General features: G+C 65.3%; 16 protein-coding genes and 1 pseudogene. 15 read left to right on the forward strand and 2 right to left on the reverse strand.

The window, feature by feature from the left end; genetic code table 11:
- Nucleotides 1-121, reverse strand: a pseudogene (locus tag PSV33_RS14365) (electron transfer flavoprotein subunit beta/FixA family protein); the annotation flags it as partial.
- Nucleotides 122-412: 291 nt separating this feature from the next.
- Complete coding sequence (locus PSV33_RS14370) at nt 413-1,012, reverse strand: TetR/AcrR family transcriptional regulator (RefSeq protein ID WP_096666845.1); 600 nt, start codon at nt 1,010-1,012, stop codon at nt 413-415.
- 145 nt (nt 1,013-1,157) lie between these two features.
- Between PSV33_RS14370 and PSV33_RS14375 the strand changes: the two genes are divergently transcribed.
- The 15 genes from PSV33_RS14375 to PSV33_RS14445 all read left to right on the forward strand — a co-directional run bounded on the left by PSV33_RS14375 (nt 1,158) and on the right by PSV33_RS14445 (nt 21,036).
- Nucleotides 1,158-2,294 carry an acyl-CoA dehydrogenase family protein gene (locus PSV33_RS14375; protein WP_096666847.1) on the forward strand — a complete coding sequence of 379 codons (1,137 nt, stop codon included), beginning with the start codon at nt 1,158-1,160 and terminating at the stop codon, nt 2,292-2,294.
- Between the two features lie 70 nt (nt 2,295-2,364).
- Nucleotides 2,365-3,573 (forward strand): acetyl-CoA C-acetyltransferase, encoded by a 1,209-nt coding sequence (locus PSV33_RS14380; protein ID WP_096666849.1) that lies wholly within the window; start codon nt 2,365-2,367, stop codon nt 3,571-3,573.
- A 45-nt stretch (nt 3,574-3,618) separates the two neighbouring features.
- Complete coding sequence (locus PSV33_RS14385) at nt 3,619-5,751, forward strand: 3-hydroxyacyl-CoA dehydrogenase NAD-binding domain-containing protein (RefSeq protein ID WP_096666850.1); 2,133 nt, start codon at nt 3,619-3,621, stop codon at nt 5,749-5,751.
- 51 nt (nt 5,752-5,802) lie between these two features.
- Nucleotides 5,803-7,422 carry a carboxyl transferase domain-containing protein gene (locus PSV33_RS14390; protein ID WP_096666852.1) on the forward strand — a complete coding sequence of 540 codons (1,620 nt, stop codon included), beginning with the start codon at nt 5,803-5,805 and terminating at the stop codon, nt 7,420-7,422.
- A gap of 8 nt (nt 7,423-7,430) precedes the next feature.
- Nucleotides 7,431-9,392 (forward strand): acetyl/propionyl/methylcrotonyl-CoA carboxylase subunit alpha, encoded by a 1,962-nt coding sequence (locus tag PSV33_RS14395; protein ID WP_096666854.1) that lies wholly within the window; start codon nt 7,431-7,433, stop codon nt 9,390-9,392.
- Between the two features lie 55 nt (nt 9,393-9,447).
- Nucleotides 9,448-10,623, forward strand: a complete 1,176-nt coding sequence (locus tag PSV33_RS14400; RefSeq protein WP_096666856.1) for an acyl-CoA dehydrogenase family protein — start codon at nt 9,448-9,450, stop codon at nt 10,621-10,623.
- Nucleotides 10,620-11,756, forward strand: a complete 1,137-nt coding sequence (locus tag PSV33_RS14405; protein ID WP_096666858.1) for an acyl-CoA dehydrogenase family protein — start codon at nt 10,620-10,622, stop codon at nt 11,754-11,756. The genes PSV33_RS14400 and PSV33_RS14405 overlap by 4 nt, the downstream gene beginning before the upstream one ends.
- Nucleotides 11,753-12,721, forward strand: coding sequence for a MoxR family ATPase (locus PSV33_RS14410; protein WP_096666859.1), 969 nt, complete (start codon nt 11,753-11,755; stop codon nt 12,719-12,721). The genes PSV33_RS14405 and PSV33_RS14410 overlap by 4 nt, the downstream gene beginning before the upstream one ends.
- On the forward strand, nt 12,705-14,135 hold the full coding sequence (locus tag PSV33_RS14415) for a VWA domain-containing protein (RefSeq protein ID WP_176491323.1): 1,431 nt from the start codon (nt 12,705-12,707) through the stop codon (nt 14,133-14,135). Before PSV33_RS14410 ends, PSV33_RS14415 begins: the two co-directional genes overlap by 17 nt.
- A 32-nt stretch (nt 14,136-14,167) precedes the next feature.
- Nucleotides 14,168-15,808 (forward strand): MBL fold metallo-hydrolase, encoded by a 1,641-nt coding sequence (locus tag PSV33_RS14420; RefSeq protein WP_096666863.1) that lies wholly within the window; start codon nt 14,168-14,170, stop codon nt 15,806-15,808.
- A gap of 5 nt (nt 15,809-15,813) precedes the next feature.
- The gene (locus PSV33_RS14425) at nt 15,814-16,332 is read left to right on the forward strand and encodes a PaaI family thioesterase (RefSeq protein WP_096666865.1); all 519 of its coding nucleotides are present in this window, start codon (nt 15,814-15,816) and stop codon (nt 16,330-16,332) included.
- A 39-nt stretch (nt 16,333-16,371) separates the two neighbouring features.
- Nucleotides 16,372-18,153, forward strand: a complete 1,782-nt coding sequence (locus PSV33_RS14430; RefSeq protein WP_096666867.1) for an acyclic terpene utilization AtuA family protein — start codon at nt 16,372-16,374, stop codon at nt 18,151-18,153.
- Between the two features lie 38 nt (nt 18,154-18,191).
- Nucleotides 18,192-19,385 carry an acyl-CoA dehydrogenase family protein gene (locus PSV33_RS14435; protein WP_096666869.1) on the forward strand — a complete coding sequence of 398 codons (1,194 nt, stop codon included), beginning with the start codon at nt 18,192-18,194 and terminating at the stop codon, nt 19,383-19,385.
- Nucleotides 19,386-19,493: 108 nt separating this feature from the next.
- Nucleotides 19,494-20,174, forward strand: coding sequence for a TetR/AcrR family transcriptional regulator (locus tag PSV33_RS14440; RefSeq protein ID WP_255249955.1), 681 nt, complete (start codon nt 19,494-19,496; stop codon nt 20,172-20,174).
- A gap of 247 nt (nt 20,175-20,421) precedes the next feature.
- A complete protein-coding gene (locus PSV33_RS14445; protein WP_096666873.1) occupies nt 20,422-21,036 on the forward strand; it encodes a TetR/AcrR family transcriptional regulator in 615 nt (204 codons plus the stop codon).
- Nucleotides 21,037-21,069 lie beyond the last annotated feature (33 nt).

Below are 21,069 nucleotides of genomic sequence, written 5' to 3' on the forward strand. Positions count from 1 at the left end.
TCTCGTCGAACGGGTTCATGGACAACTTCTGGTTCGCGAGATCGACTCCCGAACCGTCGGACTTGACGCGGGCCTTGACGTTGTAGTCCAGCACCCGCTTGACGGCGACCAATATCTTCACTTCATCTCCATGTGATTAAAAAATAGGCAACTCAAAAATGGTAAGAACGGAGCAAATCCGGTCCGCTTAACCCGAATGGCACTTACTTAAGCCAAAAAGGCTGTCATCCCGGCCTTGAGCCGGGATCCATGCCACATGTTCCACCGCACAGGCCCGCGAGGCATGGATTGCGGGTCAAGCCCGCAATGACAACTTCAGGCGTCATCCACGTTTCCGTTTGTCATCCCGGCTCAACGCCGGGGACAGGTTTCTCGGTATTCGCGCCTTAAGTAAGTGCCATTCCGCTTAACCCTAGCTCACTCCCGATGCGGCCACACGAGGAAACAGCATCGTGTACATGCGCTGCGCCAGCGCGTCAACGTCCAGGCGCCCGCCTGGCCGGTACCACTGCGCCGTCCAATTGAGGGCACCGAGCACCGTCTGGCGCACCAGCACGACATCGGCGTCGACCAGGCCCAGAGTCGCGGCCTCGTTGATCGGCTCCATCCACAAGGCCTCGTAGGCGTCGCGCGATGCCATCACCCGGGTCTGCGCGTCCGGCGACAGGCTGCGCCACTCGTAGAGCAGCACGGTCATGGCGTCGAGCCGCGGACCGAGCAAGGCCTTCAGGTGGCTGCGCACCATCGACAACAGCCGCTCGGGCAGCCGGGGCTGGCCGGCCAGCCCGTCGCGCACCGACTGCATGATGTCGCGAACGCCCTCCTCCATGATCGCCACCAGCAACTCCTCCTTGGTGGCGAAGTGATAGAAGAGCGAGCCCGAAGTCATGCCCATGGCCTGGGCAATCTCGCGCACCGAAGTGCGCTCGAAGCCCTGGCGCCGGAACCGGCTCGCCGCGGTCGCCAGGATCGCATCTCTGCGCGGGAGTGGGTTGCTTCGCTGCTCTATCATGCCATATACTATACCATCTAACAAGCGTTTGGTTGATGGCTTTGTCCATCGCGTGTTGGGCGCTTCCGGCGCCTTCCCGCGTGGACGAGCGACTCTTCGCGGCCGTCGGCCATGCCAGTGTCAATCGGACTTCAAGGACAGACCCATGCTCAACCGCACCATCTTCGGTGAAGAACACGAACTCTTCCGGGACCAGGCCCGCCGCTTTCTGGAAGAAGAAGTCATCCCCCATCACGCCGGCTGGGAAACCGATGGCATCGTGCCGCGCGCCGTCTGGCGCAAGGCCGGCGCCGCGGGCTTGCTGTGTCCAGCCATTCCCGAAGCCTACGGCGGCGGTGGCGGCACGCGCCTGCACAGTGCCGTGCTGATTGAAGAAGTCTCGCGCGCCGGCACGAGCGGGCTCGGCTTCGGCCTGCACTCCGACATCGTGGCGCCCTACATCCTGGCCTACGGCACCGAGGAGCAAAAGCGCAGCTGGCTGCCGAAGATGGCCACCGGCGAGGTGATTGGCGCCATCGCCATGACCGAGCCGGGCGCGGGCAGCGACCTGCAAAACGTGCGCACCAGTGCGGTCCGTGACGGGGACCAACTGGTGATCAATGGTCAAAAGACCTTCATCACCAACGGCCAAAACGCCGACCTGGTGATCGTTGTCGTCAAGACCGACCCGACGCAAGGCGCCAAGGGCACCTCGCTGGTGCTGGTCGAGACCGATCGTCCCGGTTTCACGCGCGGGCGCAACCTCGAAAAGATCGGCATGAAGGCGCAGGACACCTCGGAACTCTTCTTCGACGACGTGCGCGTGCCGGTCAGCAACATCCTTGGCGGCGAGGGCAAGGGCTTTTTCCTGCTGATGCAGGAACTGGCCTGGGAGCGCATGCAGATCGCCATCGGCGCGGTGGCGGGCGCCGAGGCCGCGCTCGAATGGACGCTGGCCTACACCAAGGATCGCAAGGCCTTCGGCCAGCGCGTGATTGACTTCCAGCACAACCGCTTCAAGCTCGCCGAAATGAAGACCGAGGTGCAGATCGCACAGGTCTTTGTCGACCGCCTGCTCGGCCTGCTGATGGACGGTCAGCTTGATGCTGCCACCGCCGCGATGGCCAAGTACTGGACCACCGACCTGCACTGCAAGGTGATCGACCAATGCCTGCAGATGTTCGGCGGCTTCGGCTACATGTGGGAGTACCCGATTGCCCGCGCCTATGCGGATGCGCGCGTCGCGCGCATCTACGGTGGCGCCAACGAAATCATGAAGGAAATCATCAGCCGTACGCTGTAGCACCCGCCGCCAGCCGCTTTTCGCCCTCTTGCCTATCGCTTCCACAGATTCAAAAAGAAGGAAACCCACCATGACCGACGCATTCATTTACGACGCCGTGCGCACGCCGCGCGGCAAGGGCCGCAGCTCGGGTGCGCTGCACGGCACCACGCCCATCAGCTTGGCCATCACGGCGCTGCAGGCACTGCGCGACCGCAACACCCTGGACACCGCCTTCGTGGACGACATCATCCTCGGCTGCGTCGAACCCGCCGGCGAGCAAGGCGCCGACATCGCGCGCGTTGCGGCCATCGCCGCCGGGTACCACGAGAGCGTGGCCGGCGTGCAGGTCAATCGCTTTTGCGCCTCGGGGCTCGAGGCCTGCAACATGGCCGCCGCCAAAGTGATGTCGGGCCAGTCGCCACTGGTCATCGGCGGCGGCGTGGAGAGCATGAGCCGTGTGCCCATGGGCACCAGCGGCGGCGCCTGGGCGATTGACCCAGCAGTGGCGATTCCGACCTATTTCGTGCCGCAGGGCATTTCGGCCGACCTGATTGCCACCCTATACGGCCACAGCCGCAGCGACGTCGACAGCTACGCGGTCGAAAGCCAGCGCCGCGCTGCGCTCGCCTGGGCCGAGGGCCGCTTCGCCAAGTCGATCGTTCCAGTCAAGGACGTGAGCGGTTGCCTCGTACTTGAGCGCGACGAACACATGCGCGCCGAAACCACGCTGGAGTCGCTGGCCAAGCTGGAGCCTGCGTTCAAGGTGCAGGGCGAAAAATACGGTTTCGACGCGGTGGCCATCCAGCGTTATCCGGAGCTGGAGCGCATGGTGCACGTGCACCACGCTGGCAATTCGTCGGGCATTGTTGACGGTGCGGCTGCGGTGCTGATCGGCAACGCCGAGGTCGGTAAACAGCTGGGCCTGAAAGCCCGTGCCCGCATCCGCTCGTTCGCCTCCATCGGCAGCGAGCCCACCATCATGCTGACCGGCCCCTCCTACTCGGCGGAAAAGGCGCTCAAGCTCGCCGGCATGAAGGCCAGCGACATCGACCTCTATGAATTGAACGAAGCCTTCGCCTCGGTCGTGCTGCGTTTCATGGAAGTGATGAAGGTCTCGCACGACAAGATGAACGTCAACGGCGGGGCCATCGCGATGGGGCACCCCCTGGGCGCGACCGGCGCCATGATTCTGGGCACCCTGCTCGACGAACTCGAGCGGCGCAACCTGTCCACCGGCCTGATCACGCTGTGCGTGGGCGCCGGCATGGGCACCGCCACCATCATCGAGCGCGTCTGAAGCCCCGGCACGACGCGAACCTCATCACAGACCTGGACCACCACCATGACGATTGACTACAAGCTTGATGCCGACGGCATCGCCACCATCACTTGGGCCATGCAGGACGTGCCCATGAACGTCCTCAACCAACAATCGATTCCTGCCTTCGCCGACGCCGTGAAGCGTGCCCAGGCGGATTCCGCCGTCAAGGGCGTGATCGTCACCTCGGCGAAGGCGGACTTCATTGCCGGCGCTGACCTCAACATGGTGCTGGCGCTCCAAGATGCCGCTGGCATGCTGGATTTTGTGTCGTCGTTACACAGTCTGCTGCGCGGCATCGAAACGGGCGGCAAGCCATACGTGGCGGCCATGAATGGCACAGCGCTGGGCGGCGGCTATGAAATTGCGCTGGCCTGCCATCGGCGCATCGCCGCCGACAATCCCAAAGCACTCATCGGGCTGCCCGAAGTCACGCTCGGCTTGCTACCAGGCGGGGGTGGCACGCAAAGGCTGCCACGCGTGATCGGCGTGCGCAACGCCCTGCCCTTCCTGCTGGAAGGTAAGAAACTCGCACCCAAAAAGGCACTGGAAGCCGGCCTGGTTGACGAGGTCGTCCCGGCCGATGAATTGCTCTCTCGTGCCAAGGAGTGGTTACTCGGCGACGGTGCCAAGAACGCCACCAGGCCATGGGACCAGAAGGGTTTCAAACTTCCCGGAGGCGCTGTGCAAAGCCCCGCCGGCTACGAAACCTTCACCGCAGGCAACGCCATGCTGCGCGCCAAAACCTTTGGCAACTATCCCGCACCTGAGGCGATCTTGAACTGCGTCTACAACGGCTGCCAGGTCGACATCGACACCGGCTGCAAAGTCGAAATGCGTGAATTCGCGAAGCTGGCGACGGGGGTCGAATCCAAGAACATGATCCGCTCGCTGTTCTTCGGCATCACCGCCGCCAGCAAGCTGGCCTCGCGGCCTAAGGGCGTGCCCAAGGCCAGCTACCGCAAGGTCGGCATTCTGGGGGCCGGCATGATGGGCGCGGGCATTGCCTTCGCCGCCGCGGAGGGCGGCATGGACGTGGTGCTGCTCGACAGCAGCACCGACGGCGCGGCCAGGGGCAAGGCCTACAGCGAAGGCCTGTGGAACAAACGCGTTGGGGCCAAGCGCCTGACCGAGGCCGAGCGTGATGCCAAGCTCGCGCTGATCAAACCGACCACCGACTTTGCCGACCTGGCAGGCTGTGACATCGTGGTCGAAGCGGTGTTTGAAGACCGTGCCATCAAGGCCGACGTGACGCGCAAGGCCGAAGCGGTGATTGCCAGCAGCGCCATCTTCGCCTCCAATACCTCCACCCTGCCGATCAGCGGGCTGGCCGAGGCCTCGGCGCGTCCGGCCAACTTCATCGGCCTGCATTTCTTCTCGCCAGTCGACAAGATGCCGCTGGTCGAGATCATTCGCGGCCAGGCTACCAGTGACGAATGCCTGGCCCGCGCCATGGACTTCGTCAAGGCGATCCGCAAAACGCCCATCGTCGTCAATGACAGCCGCGGCTTCTACACCAGCCGCGTGTTCTCCACCTACGTCGGCGAAGGCCTGGCGCTGCTGGCCGAAGGCGTGAAGCCGGCCCTGATCGACAACGCCGGGCGCATGACCGGCATGCCGGTGGGGCCGCTGGCGCTGGCCGACGAAGTCTCGCTCGAACTGATGGCGCGCATCCGCAAACAAACCGCCGCCGACCTCGGCGCGGCCTACCAGCGCAGCGCCATCGACGACGTTTGCGACCGCATGGTGGACAAATTGGGGCGGCTGGGTAAAAAGACCGGCCAGGGCTTCTACGACTACCCGCAAGACGGCCCCAAGCAGCTCTGGCCGGGCCTGGCGCAGGAGTTCCCGCTGTCAGCCACGCAACCCACAGTCGAAGAGGTCAAGCAGCGCCTGATGTTCATCCAGTCGCTTGAGACCGCACGCTGCCTCGAAGAGAAAGTTCTGCTGGCACCGATCGATGCTGATGTCGGCGCGATCCTGGGCTGGGGCTTCCCAGCCTACCTGGGTGGCCCGATCGGCCAGATCCACAGCCTGGGGGTGTCCGCCTTTGTCAAAGCCTGCGAGAGCCTGGCAGAGCGGCACGGTGCGCGCTTCGCGCCGCCGCAACTGCTGCGCCGCATGGCCGACCATGGTGAGCGTTTTTACGACCTGTAAGCAGGCCTGTTACCACATTCGTTCACTGCGACCTTTCAGCGAGAACCGCCCATGCCCGCCATTCAAAGTCAAGTCGACCCGCAGTCAGAGAGCTTCCAGCGCGAGCGCGCACAGATGCTCGCGCTGATCGACAGTTTCCGCACGCTCGAAGACCGTGTGCGCAACACGTCGAACAGCCAGGAAGCCAAGTTCCGCGCCCGCAAACAGCTGCTGCCGCGCGAGCGCATCGCGCTGCTGCTCGACCGCGGCTCGCCGTGGCTGGAGTTCTCGACCCTGGCCGGTTTCAGGATGCACGACGACGACGGCGAGAAGAACGTGCTGGGGGGCGGGATCATCTGCGGCATCGGGGTGGTGTCGGGCATCCGCTGCGTGGTGATCGCGTCGGACAGCGCGATCAAGGGCGGCACCATCACGCCGATGGGCCTGCGCAAGAGCCTGCGCGCCGAAGCCATCGCACTGGAGAACAAACTGCCGGTGGTGCGACTGGTCGAGTCCGGCGGCGCCAACCTGATGCATGTGGGCGAGGTGTTCATTGACGGCGGCCGCGGCTTCGCCAACCAGGCACGGCTATCGGCCAGGGGCATTCCGCAGGTCTGCGTGATGCACGGCCACTCGACCGCCGGCGGCGCCTACCTGCCGGGCATGTCCGACTATGTGATCATGGTGCGCGGCCGCGCCAAGGCTTTCCTGGCCGGCCCGCCCTTGCTCAAGGCCGCCACCGGCGAGATCGCCACCGGCGAAGAGCTGGGCGGCGCCGAGATGCACTGCTCGATGTCGGGCGTGGCCGAGTACCTGGCCGAGGACGATGCCGACGGCATCCGCATCGCACGCGACATCCTGGCGCGGCTGCCGTGGAACGACCGCTTGCCGATGCGAGCGGTGAAGACCTGGAAAGAGCCGCGTTATCCGGTCGAGCAACTGGCGGGCGTGGTGCCGGTTGACTTCCGCCAGCCCTACGACATGCGCGAAGTGCTGGCGCGGGTGATCGACGACTCCGACTTCCTCGAATTCAAATCGCTGTACGGCTCCAGTACCGTGTGCGGCCATGGCGCCATCGAGGGACACCCTTGCGGCTTCATCGGCAACAACGGGCCCATCGATCCGCAAGGCGCCACCAAGGCGACCCAGTTCATCCAACTGTGCTGCCAGTCTGGCACCCCGATCGTCTATCTGCAGAACACCACCGGCTTCATGGTCGGCAAGGACGTCGAACAGGTCGGCATGATCAAGCACGGCGCCAAGATGATCCAGGCCGTGGCCAATGCCACCGTGCCGCAGATCACCGTGATGACCGGCGCCTCCTTCGGCGCCGGCAACTACGGCATGTGCGGCCGCGCCTACGACCCGCGCTTCATGTTCGCCTGGCCCAACGCGCGGGTGGCGGTGATGGGCGGCGAACAGGCCGCCACCGTGATGCGCATCGTGACCGAGGAAAAAATGGCCAAGACCGGACAGGAACCATCGGCCGAAACCATGGCCACCATGAAGAGCGAGATCCTGGCGCGTTTTGACCTCGAATCGCATTCGCTGTTTGCCACCGCGCGCCTGTGGGACGACGGCATCATCGACCCGCGCGACACCCGCCGCGCGCTCGCCACCACCCTGGCGGTGTGTCGCGAAGCCGGGTTGCGGCCTCTGAACTCGAACACCTTTGGCGTGGCACGGATGTGAGAACCCTGATGAACTTCACAAAAATTCTGATTGCCAACCGCGGCGAAATCGCCTGCCGGATCATCCGCACGGCCCAGGCGCTGGGCTACCGCACGGTGGCCGTTTACAGCGAAGCCGATGCTCAAGCGCTGCATGTCACCATGGCCGACGAAGCCGTGTGCATCGGCCCGGCGCCGGTGCGTGAGAGCTACCTCAATGTCGCGGCGCTGCTGGCGGCGGCGCGCAGCACGGGCGCCGATGCGGTCCACCCCGGCTACGGCTTCCTGTCCGAGAACGACGCCTTTGCGCAGGCTTGCCTCGACGCCGGGCTGGTGTTCATCGGCCCGGACCCGCAGGCCATCCTGAAAATGGGCAACAAGGCCGGCGCCAAGCGCTTGATGCTGGCCGCGGGTGTGCCCTGCGTGCCGGGCTACCAGGGCGCGGACCAATCCGACGCCACACTGGTCGCGCAGGCGCGCGACATCGGTTTCCCGATCATGGTCAAGGCTGCCGCGGGCGGCGGCGGACGCGGCATGCGGCTGGTCGAACAGCCGCAGGACTTGCCCTCCGCGCTGGTCAGTGCCCGTTCGGAAGCAGGCAATGCCTTCGGCAGCGAAGAGCTGATTCTCGAACGCGCGGTGATCGAACCGCGCCACGTCGAAATCCAGGTCTTCGGCGACCGGCACGGCCACATCATCCACCTGGGCGAGCGCGACTGCTCGATCCAGCGTCGGCACCAGAAGGTGTTCGAAGAAGCGCCCTCCCCGGCGGTCACGCCCGAGCTGCGCGCGCAAATGGGTGCGGCGGCGGTGGCGGCGGCGCGCACCGTGAACTACGTCGGCGCCGGCACGGTCGAGTTTTTACTTGACCGCGAAGGGCGTTTCTACTTTCTGGAGATGAACACACGGCTGCAGGTCGAACACCCGGTGACCGAGTGCATCACCGGTCTGGACCTGGTGGCGTGGCAGATCGCCGTGGCCCGTGGCGAGCCCTTGCCGCTGACTCAGGAGCAAGTGCAATTGAACGGGCACGCTATCGAAGTGCGCCTGTATGCCGAAGACCCGTACGCGGGCTTCCTGCCGCAAAGTGGCGATGTTGCGCTCTGGCGCCCGCCCACGGGCGAGGGCGTGCGCGTTGATCATGGACTGACATCAGGTCAGACCGTCAGCCCGCACTACGACCCCATGATCGCCAAGATCATTGCGCACGGCGCGACCCGCGACGAGGCCCGACGACGCCTGATCGGAGCGCTGCAACGCACCCGCCTGCTCGGCCTACCCCACAACCGTGCCTTCCTCGAAGCCGTGGCCAGCCACCCGGCCTTCGCCGCTGGCGAAACGACCACTGCCTTCATCGCCCAGCACTTCGACAGTGCGGCGCTGGTGCGGCCCCAACCCGATTCGTTGGCGTTGGCGCTGGCCAGCACGCTGTGGTTCGAAGCCAGCGCCACGCCGGTCGCAGCCGCGCCCTGGCGCTCCAGCGGACCGGCACGCTGGCCGATGCTGATCGGCGAGGGCGAACACCGCCATGCCGTGCACATCACGGTCACAGGAACCCACAGCTACACGCTCGAAGTGGGCGCGGCGCTGCACCACATCACCCTCAGCGGGCGCGAAGGCGAGTGCCTGCGCCTGATCGCCGATGGCGTGCAGCAGCACGCGGCGGCGGTGTTTGCCGGCGGCGTGTTGCACCTGGAACTGGGCGACCTGAGCGCCAGCTTTGAAGACTTGACCTATGCCCCGCCGGCCGCGGCTGCAGGAAGCGCGGAGTCACGCGTGCTCGCACCCATGAATGGACGGGTGCTGGCAGTTGACGTCCAAAATGGCGACACGGTCACCAAGGGGCAACGCCTGGCGGTGCTCGAAGCCATGAAGATGGAGCATCAACTGCTGGCCCGTCGCGATGGCGTGGTGGACCAGGTTGCGGTGCGCGCTGGCGACCAGGTTGCCACGCGCGCATTGTTGGTGTCACTGGTCGAGCAGCCTGATTGATGCGCACGTCGCCCTGCACGCACGACACACGCCATACCCACGAGGAGTAATACCCATGCCAGCCGAAACCCTGCCTGCCAAGAGCCCCTTCTATACGCCCGAGCACCTGGCGTTCCGCGATGCGATGCGCCGCTTCGTCGCCAGAGAAATCAGCCCGCATGTTGACGCCTGGGACGAAGCCGAGTCCTTTCCTGTCGAGTTGTACCGCAAGGCAGCCGAGATCGGCCTGCTTGGCTTGGGCTTCCCCGAAAGCCATGGTGGCAACGACGGCGACCTGTTCATGACCATCATCGCCGCGCAGGAACTTGCGCGTTGCGGTGCTGGCGGTGTCCTGGCGAGTCTGCTGTCGCACACCATCGGCTGTCCGCCCATCGTCAATGTGGGCAACGAGGCGCTCAAGCATCGCGTCTTGCCGCCGGTGCTGCGGGGCGAGAAGATCAGCGCGCTCGGCATCACCGAACCCTCCGGCGGCTCGGACGTGGCCAACCTCAAGACCACGGCGCGCCGGGATGGCGACCACTACGTCGTCAACGGCTCGAAAACATTCATCACCTCCGGCATGCGCGCCGACTTCTACACCGTGGCGGTGCGCACTGGCGGGCCGGGGCCAGGCGGCGTGTCGCTGCTGCTGATCGAGAAAGGCACGCCCGGCTTTACGCAAACGCCTTTGAGAAAAATGGGCTGGTGGTGCTCCGACACCGCCGCCCTGTATTTCGACAATTGCCGCGTGCCGGTGGAGAACCTGGTGGGGGTGGAAAACCAGGGCTTCAAGGCCATCATGAAGAACTTCAACCGCGAGCGCATCTTCCTCGCCGCCGGTGCCAACGGTTTTGCCCGTGTCTGCCTGGACGAAGCGCTGGCCTGGTCGCGTGAACGCGAGATGTTTGGCGGCAAGTTGATCGACCAGCAGGTCACCCGCCACAAACTCGCCGACATGGCCATGCGCGTCGAGGCGACCCAGGCCATGCTGGAATTGCTGGCCTGGCGCGTCGAACAGGGCGACACGCCAGTGGGCGAAATCTGCCTGCTGAAGAACCAGGCCACCCAGACCATGGCCTATTGCGCTAGCGAGGCGGTGCAACTGCACGGCGGCGCCGGCTTCATGCGCGGTGTCAAGGTGGAACGCATTTACCGCGAGGTCAAGGTCAACGCCATTGGTGGCGGCGCCGAAGAGGTGATGCGCGACCTGGCGGCGCGCCAGCTCGGGTTTTACGCCGGAAGCCCTCGATGAAGTCCACCACCTCACCCACACAGCACATGCCGCCTTCGGCGCTGCCCGAGGCCATGCGCCTGGCCTTGTCGGACGCGCCAGCGCCTGACTGCGCGCACGGCTTCCCCCGTGCCTGGTGGCGTCATCTCGGCGCCAGCGGCCTGCTCGGTGTGGGGTTCGACAGCGACGGCGGGCCGCCCGTCACGGACGCCGTGCGGGTCAGCGCTGTGGCCGAAATCGTCGCCCGGGAATCCGCCAGCCTGGGCCTCGGCATGGCGTGGATGATGCAGCAGATGCTGGGGCGCTTCGTGCTGGCGCCGAATCTGCGCAGCGACCGGCATCGTGCCCTGCTGCAATCAATGACGGTCGGCGACACACTGCTGGCACTCGCGATCTCCGAGCCCGGCACCGGCGCGCATCCCAAACACCTGAGCTGCCGGGCGGTTCGGGACGGCGACGACTGGCTCTTAGACGGCCACAAGGCCTTCGTCAGCAACGGCCCGGCCGCCGATGCCATCATCGTGCTGGCCGTCAGCGGCGAGCACCAGGGGCGCAAGCGCTTCGATGCGTTCGTCGTTGAGGCCAACACACCGGGTCTGACCCGCGAACTGGACGACAAAGTGCGCGGACTGGCGCCGCTCGGCCATTGCGGCCTGCGCCTGGTCGGCTGCCGGGTGCCGGACAGCCAGCGCCTGGGCGCGCCGGGGCAGGCCTTCGACACCATCGCGCGGCCGCTGCGCGCGATCGAAGACGCGCTGCTGCTGGGGGCTATGCTCGGCGCCATGCAAGCCGAGCTGGATGCCCTGGCACGCTGGTTCCGCAATGCAGCCCGCACGCCGGCTTTGACGCGTGACCTGGGCGCCCTGCAACTCGAACTCGATGCCCTGTCACCCGTGGTCCGACATGCTGCCCAGCACCTGGACCAGCACGGGCCGGACGAGGCACTGGCGGCGTTCAATCTGGGCGCGCGCCGCCTGTTTGATCGCTGGCAAGGCGCCTGTGAATCCTTTGCCGCGGCCCTGGACGACCATGAACCGGCCCTGCTCACCCTGGCGCGCGACCTGCGCCTGGTGCTGGGCATAGCCCGCGGCATCGCCGACTCCCGACAACTTCAAGCCGGCGAAAAAATGCTGCTCACCCAAGGAAACCGATGAAAACACTTTACCAAACCCACTTTGATTCCATTGATGGCCTGGCGCAGCGCCTGGCTGCGGTCGACTACATTGCCAGCCGCGAAATCGCCACCTCGGTCTACCTGGGCTTCAACCTGGAAAAGCCGATCCTGGTCGAAGGCCCGGCCGGCGTCGGCAAAACCGAACTGGCCAAGGGCATGGCCGAGATCCTCGACGTGCCCCTGATCCGCATGCAGTGCTACGAGGGCCTGGACGAGTCCAAGGCCCTGTACGAGTGGAAATACGGCAAGCAACTGCTGTACACGCAACTGCTCAAGGACAAGCTGGGCGAGATGATGCAAGGCGCGGTCGGCTTGGCGGCCTCGATCGAACGGCTGCATGCACACGACGACCTGTTCTTCTCCGAACATTTTCTGGAGCCGCGCCCGCTCTACCAGGCCTTGCACCAGGAGCGCGGCTGCGTGCTGCTGGTGGACGAGGTTGACAAGTCCGATCCCGAATTCGAGGCGTTCCTGCTCGAAGTGCTGTCGGACTTCCAGGTCTCGGTGCCCGAACTCGGCACCATCAAGGCCAAGGTCAAGCCCATCGTCTTCCTCACCAGCAACAACACGCGCGAGATGAGCGACGCGCTCAAGCGCCGCTGCCTGCATTTGCACATTCCCTTCCCCGAGGCGAAGCTGGAGCGGCGCATTCTGGAGCGCCGCGTGCCCGGCTTGTCGGCAACCCTGAACCGCGAGCTGGTGGCCTTCATTCAGGCGGTGCGCCAGATGGACCTGAAAAAGCAGCCCTCGGTCAGCGAGACCATCGACTGGGCCAAAACGCTGCTGCTGCTGCACGCCGAACACCTGAGCCTGGACATGGTGAAGGGCACGCTCAACGTCTTCCTCAAGTTTGAGCAGGACATTGCCTCGGCCAGCGAGCAACTGTCGGCCCTGCTGCAGCAAGCGCGCAAGGATGCGGAGATTCCCCGTGCAAGCCACGCTTGAAGACTTTTTCAAGGCGCTGCGCGGCAGCGACCTCGAGATCAGCCTGAACGCCCAGATCGATGCGGCGCGCGCCGTGGAACTGGTGGGCTGGCGCGACCGCACCCTCCTGAAAAGCGCGCTGGGCACGACACTGGCGAAAACCACCCCGGATCGCGTCCTGTTCGACGAGTCCTTTGACCGCTTCTTCCGTTTCAGCTCTTTTGAGAACATGACCGCGCAAGGCCGCCCGACCAAGCACGCTTCCAACCCCGGCGCCGACGCCACACCAGCGCAAGACCTGCCCGAGCAAAGCCCCAAAGACCCGACGGCCACCGGCTCCGGCGGGCCGGGCGGCTGCCAGGGCAGCGGTGGCCAGGCCTTGTCGCAATTGCTGCTGGCGGGCGATTCGGCCGCGCTGGCCAAGCGCATGCAGGAAGCCGCGCGCGAGGTCGGCCTGACCGACATCTGGTTCTTCACGCAAAAAGGCTACTACACCCAGAAGATCCAGAAGGCCATGGGCCTGGAATTGCTGGACCGCGAAATTTCCGACACCAAACGCCAGACGTTGGCGCCCGAGCGCGCTCGCGAACTCGAACGGGTGCGCAAGAAATTGTTCGTGGAGGTGCGCAATTTCGTCGAACGCAAACTCGCGCTCTACGGCACGGCACCGACGCGCCAGTTGCACGACGATTTCCTGCAATCGCAAAAGCTCTCCAACATCGAAAAACGCGATTTCGCGCGCATGCACGTCATCGTCAGCAAGATCGCCAAGCGGCTGGCCGATCGCCACTCGCGGCGCAAGAAAAAACGGGTGCGCGGCCAGCTCGACTTCCGCAAGACCCTGCGCAAGAACGCGGCCTACGACGGCGTGATGTTCGAGACCTTCTGGCGCTCCAAAGTGGTGGACCGTCCGCGCGTGGTGGCCATTTGCGATGTCAGCGGCTCGGTACGCCAGTACGCGCGCTTTTTGCTGCTGTTCCTGCACAGCCTGGGCGAGCAGGTGAGCGACCTGCGCAGCTTCGCCTTCACCAACCACCTGGTCGAGGTGAGCGACACCTTCGAGTCGCTGCCGGTCGAACAAGCGGTCGACAAAGTGATGCAGGCGGTGGGCGGCAGCGGCACCGACTACGGGCAGACCCTGCTCGATATTGAAGAACAATTGCTGGGCGACATCGACCGCCGCACCACGGTGCTGATCCTGGGCGACGCGCGCAACAACCGCGGCGAGGCGCATGTCGAGGTCATGAAGCAGCTTTATGAGCGCGCGCGCCGGGTGATCTGGCTCAACCCCGAACCGACCTCGTTCTGGGGTTTGGGCGACTCGGAAATGAAGCGCTACGCGCCCTATTGCCACATCGCGCGCGAATGCAATTCGCTGGCCCACCTGGAAAGCACGCTCGATGCCTTGTTGCGCACCCATTCGGCCAGCGCGTAGAGCCCATCCACCCCCGCCCAAGGAACACCGCCATGGCCCGCTCCACCCTGCAACTGCACCCCCATAAAGAACCAGCCGTGGCGCACCCGGCGGCCACCCTGTTACTGCTACGCGATGGCGCGCAAGGGGTTGAAGTTTTGATGACCCGGCGATCGCCGACAGCCAGCTTTTTACCCGGCGCCTATGTGTTTCCCGGCGGGCGAGTGGACGCCGACGACCACCAGGCCCACCCGCTGGCGCGCGCACCCGGCGCGGGCGGACGCTACCGCACGGCGGCACTCGCTGCCCTGCGCGAAACCTTTGAAGAGCTGGGCCTCCTGCTGGCGGTGCAGGCCGACGGCAGCCCCGTCACCCACAGCCACCTGCAGGAGCTCGACCGCGGCCAGGCCCTGTACCCGCAACTGCACAGTCGGGGCTGGTCGCTTTCGGTTGATCGGGTGCGCATGCTGGCCTGCTGGACCACCGACCGCAGCGTGCCCAAGCGTTTCGACACCGCCTTCTTCGCCGCCATGATGCCGGCCCAGCAAGAGCCCGTGGCCGACGAGAAGGAACAGTTCGAGCCCGTCTGGGTCAGGCCCGAGGATGCGCTGACGCAGCACCAGGCCGGCAATTTTTTCATGATCTTTCCCACCATCCGCACCCTGCACTGGCTGGCGGAATTCGAGCAGGCCGAGCAGGCCCTGGCTGCCTGCACCGACGACGAACCACTGTGGAACTCCTGCCCCCGTGGCGGCATGGTGAGCGGACAGGCGCAGCGCTTCATGGAACAGGACCTGCCCTACGCCGAACTCGCGCTGGTGTGCCCGTCCGGACAACTGGAGCATGCGCTGGACTGGCAGCACGAGCGGCCGGTGCCCCTGTTGCGGCACCTGCATCGCCTCACCGCCCCCAACGCCAGCGTCATGACCGGCCCCGGCACCAACAGCTACATCGTGGGCGACGCGGCCAGTGGTTACATCGTCATTGATCCGGGCCCCTTGCTGAACGACCATATCGAACGCCTGCTGGCGTTCACGGCGGGCAGGGTCAAGGCCATCGTCTGCACCCACTCGCACCCGGACCACTCCCCCGCCGCGCAGCCGCTGGCCCAGGCCTGCGCCCGCCTGACGGGCCAGACACCACCGGTGCTGGGCCTGGCCTCGGCCGCCACGGCCCGCGCCACGGCGCAGTTCACCCCCGACCGCGCTCTGGCCGACGGCGAGCGCCTGACGCTGCACGATGGCGAGCACACCAGCACCCTGCGCGTGCTGCACACACCGGGGCACGCCGCCAACCACCTCTGCCTCATCCTCGAAGAAGACGGTCTGCTGTTCTCGGGCGACCACATCCTCAGCGGCAGTACCACCATCATCGACCCGCCCGACGGCGACATGAGCGCCTACCTCGATTCGCTGGACCGCCTGGCGCAGGCCTGCGAAAAGGACGGTATCGAATTCATCCTGCCGGCGCACGGCCACGTCATCGGCTGGGCGGCGCAGTCCATTGCGCAGCTCAAGGCGCACCGCCTGCGGCGCGAGGCCAGGGTGCTGGCGGCCATGCGCGCCGTCCCGCAAGGCGGCCTGGACGACTGGCTACCTCTGGCCTATGACGACACCCCCGCGGCGCTCTGGCCAATGGCACGCCGATCATTGGCGGCCCATGTGCAACGCGTCGAGCAACTGGCGATGTTTTGAATCCCATGCGCTTTTTTAAAAACCCACAGGAGCCCAATTTGAATACCAACGCCCCCCACCTTGACCGCATCGCCGCCTGCAAGCAAAGCTGGAACGATAGCCCCTTTCTGAAGGCGCAAGGGCTGGAAGTTGAAGAAACAGCCGTAGGCCGGGCTATTGTGCGACTGCCTAAAGCCCTCCCCACCCAACGCGGCGGCGGCGGTTCGGACACCGTGCTCAATGGCGGCGTCATCTCTTATATGTTTGACGGCGCGCTTGGCTGGGCCATCATCTCCTCGCTGCTGGCCATGCCCGAGGCGGCCGACATTGACCCCTTCGAGCTGCGCCAGTTCACGATCAACCTCGACATCACCTTCCTCAACGCCGCCATGGGCGATAGCTTCGAGGCGCGCGGCAATGTGGTGCGCATCAGCCGCACGACGGCATTTGCCGAAGGGGAGTTCCTGGATGCCAATGGCACAGTCTGCGCCACGGCCAAGGGCATCTGGCGCGTGTTCTGGCCGCGCAGCACCGTGTCCGCCTGAACCCGCGATCCAGGCTTCCCCCCACAAAAGGAGACAAACATGAAACAAAGCACCCTTCGCATCGGCAGCGCCTCGGGCTTCTGGGGCGACAGCGAGTTCGCCGCCGCCCAACTGGTGCAGCGCGGCAACATCGACGTCCTGGTGTTCGACTACCTGGCCGAAATCACCATGTCGCTGCTCAGCCGCGCCAAGGCCAAGGATCCGGCACTGGGCTATGCACCGGATTTCGTGACCACCCTCCAGCCCCTGATGAAGGAGATCAAATCACGCGGCATCAAGGTCATTGCCAATGCCGGCGGCGTCAACCCGTCCGCCTGCCGCGCCGCGCTGGTGGCGGCAGCGCTGGCCGAAGGCGTCGACCTGAAAATCGCCGCCGTGCTGGGCGACGACCTGATGCCACAGGTGGACGCGCTGCGCGCCGCCGGCACCCGGGAGATGTTCTCCAGCAGCCCCTTCCCCGCCAAAGTGATGAGCGCCAACGCCTACCTCGGCGCCTTCCCGATTGCGGCCGCGCTCGATGCCGGCGCCGACATCGTGGTCACCGGCCGCTGCGTCGACAGCGCGGTCACGCTGGCGCCGCTGATCCATGCCTTTGGCTGGACCGTCGCCGACCACGACCGCCTGGCGCTTGGCAGCCTGGCCGGCCACCTGATCGAGTGCGGCACGCAGGCCACCGGCGGCAACTACACCGACTGGGACACGGTGCCGGGCTGGGACGACATGGGCTTTCCCATCGCCGAGTGCCGCGCCGACGGCAGCTTCGTGATCACCAAGCCCGAAGGCACCGGCGGGCTGGTCTGCCCCTCGACCGTGGGCGAGCAGATGCTGTACGAGATCGGCGACCCGCGCGCCTACATCCTGCCCGACGTGGTGTGCGACTTCACCGGCGTGACGCTGACGCAAGTCGGCCCGAACCGCGTCGAGGTCAAGGGCGCGCGCGGCCTGCCGCCGACCGACCAGGCCAAGGCCAGCATCACCTACGCCGACGGCTTTCGGGCCATGAGCCTGTTCATGATCGGCGGCATCGATGCCGGCGCCAAGGCGCAGCGCGTCGGCGCCGCCATGCTGGCGCGCATGCGGCGCCACTATGCGCAGCGCGGCTGGCCCGACTTCACCGAAACCTGTGTCGAGGCCATCGGCGCCGAAGACACCTACGGCCCCCATGCGCGGCCCGATGCGCGCGAGGTGATGCTCAAAGTGGGCGTGCGCCATCCAGTCAGGGATGCGCTCGAACTGTTTTCGCGCGAGGTGGCGCCCATGGCGCTGATGTCGGCCCCGGCCATCACCGGTTTCACCGGCGGCCGGCCCAAAGTGCAGCCGGTGGTTCGGCTGTTCTCCTGCCTGGTGCCCAAGACGCGGGTGGCCGCCAGCATCGACATGGGCGAGCAGACCGTGGCAGCACCCCAGTTGAACGGCCAGACGTTTGATCCGGCAACCCTGCCCCAGGTCGGCGGCCCCCTGCCCGCCGCCGACGCCTTTGCGCGCGGCACGCGCACCGTGCCGCTGGTCAAGCTGGCTTGGGGCCGCAGCGGCGACAAGGGCGACGCCGCCAACATCGGCATCCTCGCGCGCCAACCCGACTACCTGCCCTTCATCCGCGCCGCCCTGACCGAGCAGGCGGTGGCGGCCTGGTTCGCCCACCTGGTCAAGGGCAGCGTGCGGCGATTCGATTTGCCCGGCACGCACGCGCTGAACTTTCTGATGCACGAAGCCCTGGGCGGCGGCGGCATCGCTTCGGTTCGCATGGACTCGCAGGGCAAAGCCTTTGCCCAGATGCTGCTCGATTTTCCAGTCCCGATTCCAGCCGACCTGGCGCTTTGACAAACGCCCATCAACAACCCAAGACGGAGACACCCACCATGAGCACCCCAGCCACCACCGCCATTGCCAACACCGCTTCCGCAAGCCTGCGCGAGCGCATCCGCGACGTGCAGGAAGCCGCCCGCGGCGTCACCACCCTGTACCCGCGCAGCTACATCCTCCAGTGCATCAAGGAAGACCGCTTCCCCGATGAGCTGTGGCAAAAGCTCGGCGAGTTCGGCCTGCTCGGCCTGTCCGTCCCGGAAGAGTACGGCGGCTCCGGCGGCGGCGTGCTGGAGATCACCGCGCTCAACGAGGCGCTCGCTTTGGCCGGCGTGCCCACACTGTTCCTGGTCGTCACCGGGCTGGGCCGGGTGCCGATCATGCGCCACGGCACGCCCGAGCAAATCAAGAAATACGTCACGCCCACCTGTACCGGCGAGAAGAAGCTGTGCTTCGCCATCACCGAACCCAATGCCGGCACCAACAGCTTTGCCATGACCACGCTGGCCACACCGGACGGCGATGGCTGGATGCTCAATGGCCAGAAGGTCTTCATTTCCGGCGCGCGCGATGCCGACTACATGCTGGTGATCGCACGCACCACCAAGGCAGGCGAGGTAAAGCACCGCACCGACGGCATCTCGCTGTTCGTGCTCGACATGAAAACGCCCGGCATCCAGCTGGCGCAACTCAACATCCAGGTCGAAACTGCCGAGCGCCAGTACATGGTGTTCTTTGACAACGTCAAGCTGCCCGCCGACGCGCTGATCGGCGAAGCCGGCAAGGGCGCCAAGCTGATGTTCGAAGGCCTGAACTCGGAGCGCCTGCTGGCCGCCGGAGCCGCCATCGGCCTGGGCGACTATGCGCTGGCCAAGGCGGTGGCCTATTCGAAGGAGCGCAAGCCCTTCGGCAAGCCGATCGGCTCCTACCAGGCACTGCAGCACCGCATGGCGCAGGCCAAGGCGCAGATCGAGGCAGCGCGCCTGATGACCTACAACGCCGCCGAGCGCTTCGACGCCGGCGAGGATGCCGGCGCCCACGCCAACATGGCCAAGCTGCTGGGCTCGCAAGCGGCGGTGGCCGCCGTCGAGGCCGCGCTGCAAACCCACGGCGGCTACGGCTTTGACCGCGACTACGACATCATTACGCTGTGGCCCATGGTCCGCCTGCTGGAAATCGCGCCGATCAACAACGAGATGCTGCTCAACTACATCGGCGAACATGTGCTGGGCTTGCCGAAGTCGTACTGAGCCGATGGCCGTCATCCCCGGCACCGACCACCCGGACCGAGGTTCGCAACACGGTCGAGGCCGCCGGCCGCCGTTTTCGGGGTGGCCTGAGCTTGCGAACCGGCACCATTGGCAGGCGTCGCTACTCGTTCGCTGATGATGTGTGCCGCGCGCTCCCTCCCCACTTTCGCAGCAGCCAAGCGGCCGCGAGGCCGCCCACGCAAGACGCCGCAAGAGCGAAATGAAGGCAACCGCCGTCAAGATATCGTCAAGGCCGCGGCCAAACTGTTTCGACGCAACGGCTTTAACGGAACGAGCACGCGTGCCATCGCCTGCGCCGCAGGCATGCATTCCGGATCACTGTTTTGTCACTTCAAAAGCAAGGATGCGCTGTTGTATGAAGTGATGCAGGAAGGCATGCGCAGCGCGCTGGCGCGCCAGATGATCGTGCTGCTTGCCGAACATGACGCTGCGACCACACTGCGGCAATTGATCCGTTCGCATTTCCACACGCTGCTGGGATCGAACAGCGATTTCATGCAGGCAGTGCTCTACGAGTCGCGCTCTCTCACGACGCGGCAGCGCAGCGTCATCGCAAAGCTGCAAGGCGATTACGAAGCGGCGTGGACGCCTGTGCTCCAGGAACTGGCATCGGCCGGCTGCCTGCAAGCCGAGGTGCCCCTGGCGCGCCTTTTGATCTTCGGCGCGCTGAACCGGTCAGTACAGTGGTTCGACCCCAAGAAGGGAACCTCGCTTGATGACCTGACCGATGCAGTGATGGCGCTGTTCATACGCAAGAAGCCGCGATAGTCAGCATCCGTCCGGCCAACCTGTTCACAGGGACTTCCCGACGTGCTGTCCTGCAGCCTACCCAGCGAGCCGGTCAGACGGACGAGTTGTTGCCGCATAGCTGGCAACCTCACGCCGGAATCCGTTGACCGCCAATGCACCGACCCATTCATCGCTTCAATTTGTGTTCCCAACGCGTTGCGGAATAATGAAAACTGGTGCTTAATGAACGTTCGTTAAGTAGCGTACAAAATACAGGTGATATCCAATGGCGAAGCCAGCTTTCAGGCATACGCGCAAAGAGATCCTCGGGCTGTCAGTTCCGCTCTTCGCAACGGTCGGATTTGACGGGGTTTCGATGCGTGATATCGCGGCTGCCGTGGGTGTGACGCCTGCCGCCCTCTACCACCACTTTTCGGACAAAGAGCAGCTCTATCTGGATGCGGTCGGCCATGCCTTCGAAGAAAAAGTGGGGCCCTTGAAGTCCCTTCTGGAAGGTGGAGAAAACCCCTGGGATCGGCTCGAAGCGTTCGTCGCACTCTTCACGCGCATGCTCGCCAGGGAAAAGGACTTCAGACGCCTGATGCAATGGGTGCTGCTGGACAGCAATGAGCAGCGCCTGCAAAGCTTGGTGGACTGCGTCTTTCGAGACCTGTTTAGCGCACTGCACAAGCTCGCCGGTGAGCTCGCCCCGGTCTATGACGCCCACCTTCTTGTCGTTTCGATGTTCGGTCTGGTGATCTACCCTTTTGAAACCCAGTCGGTGCGGCGCTTCCTGCCGGGCTACCAGCAACAGCACGAAGACCCCGAAGCCATTGCGCGGCATGTCGTCGGCTTGCTGCGCAATGGTCTTGGCATAAACAACGAGGAAAAATCACATTAACGCCCGGCCCAGGGCAAACGTGTGGAGCAGACG

This window comes from Polaromonas sp., from assembly GCF_029945895.1.
GTDB lineage: Bacteria > Pseudomonadota > Gammaproteobacteria > Burkholderiales > Burkholderiaceae_C > Polaromonas.